Raw genomic sequence first — 9,803 nt, forward strand, 5'->3', positions numbered from 1 at the left:
GATTAGCGGGACTCCAGCGGCGCGGCCGCGGCGATGAGCGTTTGAACAAGATCGGCCAGGCGGCGCGCCGCTTCGGGATGCGCCTCCCTGCCGGCCGCGGCGGCGGCGCGCGCCAGCGCCGGCGGGTTGGACAGCACTGCCTCGAGATGCCGTGCCAGTGCTTCCGCCGCAAAGGCGGGCTGCGGCATCAGCCACGCCGCGCCGACGGCGGCAAGCGACCTTGCGTTGGCGGTCTGATGGTCGTCGATCGCGCTCGGCAACGGCACGAGGATGGAGGGCCGGCCCGCGCAGGCGAGCTCCGCGACGGTCGAGGCGCCGGCGCGCGCAACAACGATATGCGCCATCGCAAGCCGCGTCGCGATGTCGCTGAAGAAGGGCGAGAGGTCGGCGGGCACGCCAGCTTCGCGATAGGCGGTCTCGACGCGCGGCAGGTCCTCGGCGCGGGTCTGCTGCGTCACGACCAGGCGGCCTCGCAGCGCCTCGGGCAGCGCGGCGACGGCGCCCGGCACGACATCGGCGAAGACGCGCGCGCCGAGCGAGCCGCCGAGCACCAGAAGCCGGATCGCGCCGTCCTCGGCCGGCGGCGCGTAGTCCTGCCCGGTCAGCGCCGCCAGCGCCGGACGCACGGGGTTGCCGACGATCTCGACGCGCGCCTCGGACGGCACCTTGCCGGTGTCCTGCACCGACAGCGCCAGCAGGTCGGCGCCCTTGGCCAGAAGCCGGTTGGCGCGGCCGAGCACCGCGTTCTGCTCGTGCAGTGCGGTCACCGGCCGGCGCGACCGCGGCAGGGTGCGCGCGGCGATAATCGGCGGCACCGAGGGATAGCCGCCGAAGCCGACCACCGCGGCGGCGTCCAGGCGCTTCAGGATCCCGCGCGCCTCGATCGTGCCGGCGGCGAGCGCCAGCGTGCCCTGCGCCGCGGCCTTGGCGCCGCGGCCCGCCAGGCCCGAGCCTTTCAGGACGAAGCGCTCGGCATTGCCGAAGGCCGGGCTTTCATAGGCCGCGCTGCGCGCATCGGTCATCAGCGCGATCCGCTCGCCGCGCGCGACGAGCTCCGCGGCCAGCGCCTCGGCGGGAAAGAGATGGCCGCCGGTCCCGCCGGCGGCGATGACGACGGGACGCGCGGAGGGCCCCCGCATCACCGTTCCTCCTCCAGCCGCGACAGTCGCCGGCGCGTCAGCGCCAGCAGCATGCCCATCCCCAGCGCGATCGCCAGCACCGAGGACCCGCCATAGCTCACGAAGGGCAGCGTCATGCCTTTGGTCGGGATCAGATGGAGCGAGGACGCCATGTTCACGAAGGCCTGCAACCCGAACTGCGTCAGCAGCCCCGCCGAGGCGAGCACGACGAAGAGGTCCGTCTCGCCCAGCAGCCGGATCAGCCCGCGCACCACGATGAAGGCGAAGAGCGCCAGGATCAGCAGGCAGATCACCAGGCCGAATTCCTCGCCCGCGACGGCATAGACAAAGTCGGCATGGGCGTCGGGCAGCACGTTCTTGATCCGCCCCTCGCCCGGGCCGCGGCCGAGCAGGCCGCCATTGCCGAAGGCCTCGAGCGCGACCGAAACCTGGTAGTTGTCGCCCGCCGCGGGGTCTAGGAAGCGCTGCACGCGCGACTGCACGTGGGGGAAGATCATGTAGGCCAGCACCGCCGCCCCGACGCCCATCGCGCCGACGATGCCGACGAAGAACAGGTTCAGCCCGGCCACGAAGAACTGCGCGAAGAAAACGGCCGAAATGACCATCAGCATGCCGATGTCGGGCTGGCCCTTCAGCAGCGCGGCGATCCCGACGAAAAGCACCACCGCGAACAGGGTGGCGAGCCAGCGGCGGTTCAGCTTGCCCTCCGCGATCAGCCAGGCGGCCACGATCGCGAAGCAGGGCTTCAGGAACTCCGAGGGCTGGATGGAGCCGAGGCCCGGCAGGTTCAGCCATCGCCGCGCGCCCTTGATCTCGGCGCCGATCACCAGCGTCGCCGCGACCATGGCGAGCGAGCCGACAAGCCCGACCCAGCCGAGCAGCCTGACCTGGCGCACGTTGAGCATCGAGACCGCGACCATCACCGCGCTGGCGGCAGCGAGGTAGACGATCTGGCGCGCGAAGAACATGTTGCGGGACGACGCGCCGATGCGCTCGGCCACCGCCGGCGAGGCCGCGAGCATCATCACGTAGCCGAAGCCTACCAGCGCGAGCAGCGCGGCGAGCGTCCAGCGATCGATCGTCCACCACCAGCGCCCCAGCGTGGAGGTGTCGGCGCGCGAGACGGCCATCAGGCAGCCCTCCCGAGATCGTCGGAAATCATGCCCTGCACCAGGGCGCGGAAGCGGTCGCCACGGGCGTCGAAGCCCGTGAACTGGTCGAAGCTTGCGCAGGCCGGCGAGAGCAGCACGACGGGTGCTGCACCGGACCGCGCAGCGGCGGCCGCGGCGGGGACAGCGGCGTCGAGCGTGCCGGTCACCTCATGCGGCACGCCGGCGGCCGCCAGCGTCGCGGCGAAGGCGGGCGCATCGCGGCCGATCAGCAGCGCCTTCGCGATGCGCGGGAAGAACGGCGCCAGCGCCTCGATCCCGCCTTCCTTGGCGATGCCTCCCGCGATCCACACGACGCGGTCATAGGATGCGAGGGCGCGCGCCGTACTGTCGGCATTGGTCGCCTTGCTGTCGTTGACGAAGACGACGCCGCCGAGCGTGCCGACGCGCTCCTGCCGGTGCGGCAGGCCGGGAAAGGTCACCAGGCCGGCCGCCACCTGCGCCCGTGTCACGCCGAGATCGAGCGCGACGGCGGCCGCGGCCGCGGCGTTCTGCGCGTTGTGCGACCCGGGCAGGGCAGGGGCGGCGCGGAGGTCGGCGATCTCGCCGGAATCGTCGCGCAGCGACGCGCCCTCGGCCCAGATGCCGCCGGCGATGGGCCGCAGCGCGGAGATGCTGCGCAGGCGCGCGCGCCGGCCGGCGGCCATCGCCGCCGTCCACGCGTCGTCCTGCCCGACCACGGCAAGGTCCTCCGGCTGCTGCCGCGCGAAGATCTCAGCCTTCGCAGCGGCATAGCCGGCCATGCTTCCATGCCGGTCCAGATGATCCGCGCTGAGGTTCAGCATCACCCCGTGGTTGAAGCGGATCGATGCGAGTCGCTCCAACATGTAGGACGACATTTCGAGGGCGTAGCGCCCGTTGTGCCCCAAGATGTTGAGTCCCAGCGCGGCGGGCCCGAGATTGCCGCCGACCTCGGAGGTCTGGCCGGCGCCGGTCAGGAGGTGGTGGACCAGCGCGGTCGTTGTGGACTTCCCGTTCGTCCCCGTGACGCCGATGAACTGCGCTTGGCTGCCGGCGGCGCGGACCGCGCGGAACAGGAACTCGACATCGGCCAGGATCGGCACGCCAGCATCGCGCGCGCGGGAGGCGACGGGGTGAGGCTTCGGCAGGATGTGCGGGATGCCCGGCGAGAGCATCAGCGCGTCGAAGGCGAAGGGGCCCGCGGAGAGGTCGCGAACCGTCATCCCCGCGCGCTCTGCGCCATCGAGGCCCGCCGCGCCGTCGTCCCAGGCGACGACCTCCGCGCCCCACTCGCGCAGCCGTAGCGCCGCGGGCAGCCCGGCGCGGCCGAGCCCGACGACGGCGATGCGCTGTCCGGAGAAGGGCCGGAAGGTGCTCATCGGATCTTCAGGGTCGAAAGGCCGACCAGCGCCAGCACCATGGCGATGATCCAGAAGCGAATGACGATGGTCGGCTCCGCCCAGCCCTTCTTCTCGAAATGATGGTGCAGCGGCGCCATCAGGAAGACGCGCCTGCCCGTTCGCTTGAACCAGAAGACCTGGATCACGACGGACAGCGTCTCCACGACGAACAGGCCGCCGACGATCGCCAGCACGATCTCATGCTTGGTCGCGACGGCCACCGCGCCGAGCGCCCCGCCGATGGAAAGCGACCCGATGTCGCCCATGAAGACCTTGGCCGGGGGCGCGTTGAACCACAGGAAGCCGAGCCCCGCCCCGATCAGCGCCGAGAGGAAGACCGCGAGCTCGCCCGTGCCGGGCACGAAATGAAGCTGCAGGTAGTCCGCGAAAACCCGGTTGCCGACGAGATAGGCGATGAGCGCGAAGACGCCCGCCGCGATCATCACCGGCACGATGGCCAGGCCATCCAGCCCGTCCGTCAGGTTCACCGCGTTCGACGCGCCGACCATGACGAAGGCCGCGAAAACCGGGAAGACGATGCCGAGCGGGACCAGCAGGTCCTTGATCACGGGCACCGCGACATTGTCGTCGAGCGCCGCCGGCAACAGGAAGCCGATCCAGACCGACGCGGCCAGGCCCACCGCCCACTGCACCACCAGCTTCTGCCGGCCCGACACGCCCTTGGTGTTGCGCTTCGTTACCTTCAGCCAGTCATCGGCGAAGCCGAGCGCGCCGAAGCCCAGCGTCACCAGCAGCACCGCCCAGACATAGCCGTTGCGCAGGTCGGCCCAGAGCAGGGTGGACACGCTCAGCGCGATCAGGATGAGCAGGCCGCCCATGGTGGGCGTGCCCTTCTTGGTCAGCAGGTGGCTCTCCGGCCCGTCCTCGCGGATCGGCTGGCCGCCCTTCTGGGTGCGGCGGAGATACTCGATCAGCCAGGGGCCGATCATCAGCGACAGCACCAGCGCCGTCATGCAGGCCGCGCCCGCCCGGAAGGTCAGGTAGCGGAACAGGTTGAAGAGGATGAAATCCTCGGCCAGCGGCGCGAGCAGGTTGAAGATCACGGAACCACCTTGCCGGCATCGCCGGTCACGTCGAGCGCCTTCAGCGCGGCGACCACGCGCGCCATCCGCATGCCGAGCGAGCCCTTGACGAGCACCGCATCGCCGGGACGCACGGCTTCCGCCACGACCGCCGCGAGCGCCGCGCTGTCGGCCGCGTGGGCGCCACGACGGGCCTCGGGCAGGGCCTCGTAGAGGCCCCGCATCAGCGGGCCGCAGGCATAGACCAGGTCGGCGACGGCGGCGATGTCGGGCGCCAGCGCCTCGTGCATGGCAGGCCCGCCCTCGCCGAGCTCGAGCATGTCGCCGAGGACGACGATCCTGCGGGACGCCTGCTGCGCCGCCAGCACCGAGAGCCCCGCGCGGATGGAGGCGGCGGAGGCGTTGTAGCTGTCGTCCAGCAGCAGCGCGGCGCCGGCCTGCAGCGCGATCGTCACGCGCTGGCCGCGCCCGGCCCCGGCGTCGAAGGCGGACAACGCCTCGGCCGCCGCGACCACGTCGAGGCCGAGCGCATGGACGGCCCCCAACACCGCGCAGGCATTGATCGCGAGGTGATGGCCAGGCGCGGAGAGATGCACCGACAGCGGCAGCCCGTCCATCAGCAGCCGCGCGGTGCCGCGGTCGGGCCCGGGAATGTAGTCCGTGAGCTGGATATCGGCGCGGGAGCTCTCGCCGAAGCTGAGGATGCGCGCCCCCGCGTCCTCGGCGCGCTTGAGGAGTTGCGGCAGGAAGGGGCTGTCGGCGGGCAGCACGGCCGTTCCCTTGGGCTGCAGGCCGAGCAGGATGTCGGCCTTCTCCTCCGCGATCGCCTCCTGGCTGCCGAGGTTGCCGATATGCGCCGTGCCGATCGCCGTGATCACCCCGACATGCGGGCGGGCCATGCGCGTCAGCGGCGCGATCTCGCCGCGGTTGTTCATGCCCATCTCGATCACGCCGAAGGCGGCGTCGCGCGGCATGCGGGCGAGCGTCACCGGCACGCCCCAATGGTTGTTGTAGCTCGCCACGGAGGCGTGGGTCGTCCCCAGCGCGGAGAGCGCGACGCGCAGCATCTCCTTCGTCGTGGTCTTGCCGACCGAGCCGGTGACGCCGACGAGATGCGCATGGCTGCGGGTCCGCGCCGCCGTGCCCAGCGCCTGCAGGCCGGTCAGGGAATCCGCCACGCGCAGCAGCGGCGCCGCGCCGCCGACGCCCTGCGGGTCGCGATCCACCAGCGCGGCGGCGGCGCCCCTGGCCAGCGCATCGGCGACGAAGTCGTGCCCGTCGCGCTGGTCGCGCAGCGCGACGAAGAGGTCGCCGGGCTGGATCGTCCGCGTGTCGATCGAAATGCCACTCACCGCGACCTCGGACGCGAGCGTCCCGCCCGTCGCCGCGCGCAGCTCGGCGGAGGTCCAGAGCACGCTCATGCCGCGGCTCCGTCGGGCGAGACGATGCCCCGCACCACCGCAACGTCGTCGAAGGGATGCGTCACGCCGGCGATGGTCTGGCCGCTCTCATGCCCCTTGCCCGCCACCGCCAGCACGTCGCCGGGGCCGAGCGCCGCGATCGCGCGCGCGATCGCGCCGGCGCGGTCGCCAGCGTCGATCCCCCCCGGACAGGCCGCCAGCACGGCGGCGCGGATCGCGGCGGGATCCTCGCTGCGGGGATTGTCGTCCGTGACCCAGCAGACATCGGCGTGGCGCGCGCAGGCCGCGCCCATCAGCGGGCGCTTGCCGGGATCGCGGTCGCCGCCGGCGCCGAAGACCACGTGAAGCCTCGCGCCCGGCGCGACATGCGGCCGGAGCGCGGTCAGCAGCCGCTCCAGCGCATCGGGGGTGTGCGCGTAGTCCACATAGGCCGCCGCGCCATTCGGCAGCCGCGCCGCGAGTTCCATCCGGCCGCGCACGACGGCAAGCTTCGGCAGCAGCGCGACGACGCGCGCCGCCTGCATTCCGGTGACGATCGCCAGCGCCGCGGCCAGCATCACGTTGTCCGCCTGGAAGCGGCCGGGCAGGGCGAGTTCCACCGTGGCGCGCTGGCCGAAGACGTCGAGCTCCAGCACCTGCCCGTCTGGACGCGGCGTCTGCGCGACAAGCCGCACCGCCTCGCCGGCCTCGCCGACGGTCAGGAGCCGCAGTCCGCGCTCGGCAGCGATGGCCCGCAGCGCCGCGAGCGTCTCGCCATCCATATCGGCATTCACCGCCGCCGCGGCGCCCGCCGGCAGCAGCGTGTCGAAGAGCCTGAGCTTGGCCGCGCGATAGGCTTCCATCGTGCCGTGGTAATCGAGGTGATCGCGCGTCAGGTTGCTGAACCCCGCCGCCGCCAGCCGCACCCCGTCCAGCCGCCGCTGGTCGAGGCCATGGGACGACGCCTCCATCGCGGCATGCGTCACGCCCGACCTGGCCAGCATCGCCAGCATCCCGTGCAGCGCGACGGGATCGGGCGTGGTCAGCGACGGTCCCGGCGGCAGTCCCGGCGCGATCAGGCCGAGCGTGCCGAGCGAGGCCGCGCGCTTCCCGTCCAGCGCCCAGATCTGGCGCAGGAAATCCACCGTGCTCGTCTTGCCGTTGGTGCCCGTCACCGCGACCGCGGTCGCGGGCTGCATGCCGTGGAAGGCCGCGGCCATCAGCGCCAGCGCGCGGCGCGGATCCCGCGAGGTCAGCAGCGGGCGGGCGGGCACGCCCTCGGGCCAGGCCGTGCCGTCCGGCCCCAGCACCGCGGCCGCGCCTTGCGCGACGGCCTGGGCGATAAAGGCGCGTCCATCGGCCCTGGCGCCCGGCAGCGCGGCGAACAGGAAGCCGGGCGCGACCGCGCGGCTGTCGGCGGTCAGCCCCTCGATGACCGGCGTGTCGCCGCGCCAGCCCGGGAGGTCTTCATGCGCGCGCAGCAGTTCATCGAGGCGCAAGGCTCGCCTCCCGCTGCGGGGCGGCGGGCTGCGCGGTGCGCAAGGGCGCCGGCGGGTTGGCCTGGGCCGGCGTCGCGGCGGGCGTCGCGGCGGGCGGGTTGCCTTGCGCCGTGGGCGGCACGCGTGCCGCGGGCGCGGCGGGCGGCGTCGCGGCCGGCGTACGCGGCGCGTTGGCCGGCCGGCCCGGCTGCATCGGGATGGCGAGCGAGGCCTGGATCTCCGCCGCGCGCTCGGTCTCCGGCACCATCCCGAGGATCGGCGCGACGGAGCGGATGACCATCCCCGCTGCCGGTGCCGCCACCCAGCCCGCGGTCGCATAGCCATGGCTGTTCGCGTTGGGCTTGGGCTCATCCACCATGACGTAGATCGCGTAGCGCGGCGCATTCATGGGGAAGGCGCCGACGAAGGCGGCGATCCGGCGGTTCTGGAGGTAGCCGCCATGCGGCCCGGTCTTGAGTGCCGTGCCGGTCTTGCCGCCGACGAAATAGCCCGGCACGTCCGCCCCCTTGCCCGAGCCGTCGGTGACGACCAGCCGCATCAGCCGGCGCATCGTCGCGCTGGTCTGCTCGCTGATCACGCGCGTGCCGGGGATCTGCTCGCCCGGCGCGCGGGCGACCAGGGTCGGCTGGCGCCAGATGCCGCCGTTGACCAGCGGCGCCACGCCGTTGGCGACGTGCAGCGGCGTCACCGAGATGCCATGGCCGAAGCCGACGGTCATCGTGTTGATCTCGCGCCAGTTCTGCTGCGTCGGGATCAGCGGCAGGGCAACCTCCGGCAGCTCGACCTGCAGGCGGGACCCCATGCCGAGCCGCACCATGTAGTCGCGGTGCCGCGCCGGCCCGATCGCCTGCGCCATGTGCGCGGAGGCGATGTTGGAGGAATAGGCCAGGATCTCCGGCAGGGCGAGCCAGCGCCGCTTGCCGCGGAAGTCGTCGATGGTGAAGCGGCCGTAGCTGATCGGCCGCGAGGCGTCGAAGCCGTTCCAGATGTTGATGAGGTTCAGGTCCAGCGCGGCCGCCGCCGTGTGCAGCTTGAAGGTCGATCCCGGCTCGTAGACGCCGACGGTTGCGCGGTTGAAGCGGGGGTTGTTGCCCTGCTCCTCCCGGCTCATCGGCCGCTCGTCGCGCTGCACGGGGTCGGAGAGGTCGAAGTCGGGCAGGCTGACCATGCCCAGCACCTCGCCGGTGTTGACATCCATCAGGATGCCGGCCCCGCCGATGCCGTTGTACTCGTTGATCGCGCGCTGCGTCGCGTCGCGCAGCGTGAGCTGGACGCGCACATCCACGGACAGGCGCAGCTGGTCCATCCGTCGGCCGCGCAGCCGCTCGTCGAAATACTTCTCGATCCCCGCGATGCCGTTGCCGTCCACATCGACGCCGCCCAGCACATGCGCGGCCGTGCGGCCTTGCGGATAGACCCGGCGCTCGGCGTTCTCGAAATAGAGGCCGGGCACGCCGAGCGAGTTCACGGCCTGCTGCTCGCGCGGGGTCAGTGACCGCGCGATGTAGGCGAATTGCCGCTCGCCGGTCAGTCGCTGGGTGACGCGTTCCTCGTCGAGTTGCGGCAGCACGCGCACCAGCCGGCGGGCGATCGCGGCGGGGTCCTGGATCTCCCGAGGGTTGGCGTAGAGCGCGGTCACGGGCAGCGAGACCGCGAGGATCTCGCCGTTGCGGTCGGTGATGACGCCGCGCTGGGGCTGGTGCTCCGCCGTGCGGGTCGCTGCCGCCATCGCCTGCAGGCGCCGCGGCTCCGCGGGGTCGAGCAGCGTCGCGTCGGCGAGGCGAAAGGCGACCGCGCCGAACAGCACGCCGAAGCCCGAGGCCGCGATCAGCAGGCGCGAGCGCGTCCGGGCGAGGACCGCGCGCCGCGCGAGTTCGGGCCGCGTGACCTTGACGACGGCGTTGCGCGGGGCCTCGGCGCCGAGGGTGCGGCCGGCCGGCGCCGCGTCGGGGGCGGGGGGGATCGGGTTCATCGCGCCGGTGAGGCGCCGCGCATCCCGTCCAGTGTCGCGGCCGCTGCGGGGGACACGGGGACCGGGGGGGGCAGCAGGGGGCGCGCGCCGCCGATGGTCGCGCCACCGAGGGCGGAGGCGACGGTCGTCTCGGGCGGGGTGGCGCGGGTGACGCGCACGGGCTCGGACGGCGCGGGCGCGGCGGGGGTGACGTGGACCGCGGGTTGGATCGGCCGCGGCG

General features: G+C 72.9%; 8 protein-coding genes. All 8 read right to left on the minus strand.

The window, feature by feature from the left end; genetic code table 11:
* Window positions 1-2: 2 nt before the first annotated feature.
* Complete coding sequence (murG, locus tag ACLF3M_RS22160) at window positions 3-1,139, minus strand: undecaprenyldiphospho-muramoylpentapeptide beta-N-acetylglucosaminyltransferase (RefSeq protein WP_430659159.1); 1,137 nt, start codon at window positions 1,137-1,139, stop codon at window positions 3-5.
* The gene (locus tag ACLF3M_RS22165; protein ID WP_430659167.1) at window positions 1,139-2,272 is read right to left on the minus strand and encodes an FtsW/RodA/SpoVE family cell cycle protein; all 1,134 of its coding nucleotides are present in this window, start codon (window positions 2,270-2,272) and stop codon (window positions 1,139-1,141) included. The genes murG and ACLF3M_RS22165 overlap by 1 nt, the downstream gene beginning before the upstream one ends.
* The gene (murD, locus tag ACLF3M_RS22170) at window positions 2,269-3,648 is read right to left on the minus strand and encodes a UDP-N-acetylmuramoyl-L-alanine--D-glutamate ligase (protein WP_430659160.1); all 1,380 of its coding nucleotides are present in this window, start codon (window positions 3,646-3,648) and stop codon (window positions 2,269-2,271) included. The genes ACLF3M_RS22165 and murD overlap by 4 nt, the downstream gene beginning before the upstream one ends.
* Entirely contained in the window at window positions 3,645-4,733 is a 1,089-nt protein-coding gene (gene mraY, locus ACLF3M_RS22175; protein WP_430659161.1) for a phospho-N-acetylmuramoyl-pentapeptide-transferase, read from the minus strand. Before mraY ends, murD begins: the two co-directional genes overlap by 4 nt.
* Complete coding sequence (locus ACLF3M_RS22180; RefSeq protein ID WP_430659162.1) at window positions 4,730-6,133, minus strand: UDP-N-acetylmuramoyl-tripeptide--D-alanyl-D-alanine ligase; 1,404 nt, start codon at window positions 6,131-6,133, stop codon at window positions 4,730-4,732. Before ACLF3M_RS22180 ends, mraY begins: the two co-directional genes overlap by 4 nt.
* Window positions 6,130-7,611, minus strand: coding sequence for a UDP-N-acetylmuramoyl-L-alanyl-D-glutamate--2,6-diaminopimelate ligase (locus tag ACLF3M_RS22185; protein ID WP_430659163.1), 1,482 nt, complete (start codon window positions 7,609-7,611; stop codon window positions 6,130-6,132). Before ACLF3M_RS22185 ends, ACLF3M_RS22180 begins: the two co-directional genes overlap by 4 nt.
* Window positions 7,598-9,583 (minus strand): peptidoglycan D,D-transpeptidase FtsI family protein, encoded by a 1,986-nt coding sequence (locus ACLF3M_RS22190; protein WP_430659164.1) that lies wholly within the window; start codon window positions 9,581-9,583, stop codon window positions 7,598-7,600. Before ACLF3M_RS22190 ends, ACLF3M_RS22185 begins: the two co-directional genes overlap by 14 nt.
* On the minus strand, window positions 9,580-9,803 hold a 224-nt coding region (locus ACLF3M_RS22195; protein ID WP_430659165.1), incomplete at its 5' end, for a hypothetical protein. The genes ACLF3M_RS22190 and ACLF3M_RS22195, both read right to left, overlap by 4 nt.

The sequence above is a fragment of the Falsiroseomonas sp. HW251 genome (assembly GCF_050563545.1).
Lineage (GTDB): Bacteria > Pseudomonadota > Alphaproteobacteria > Acetobacterales > Acetobacteraceae > Falsiroseomonas.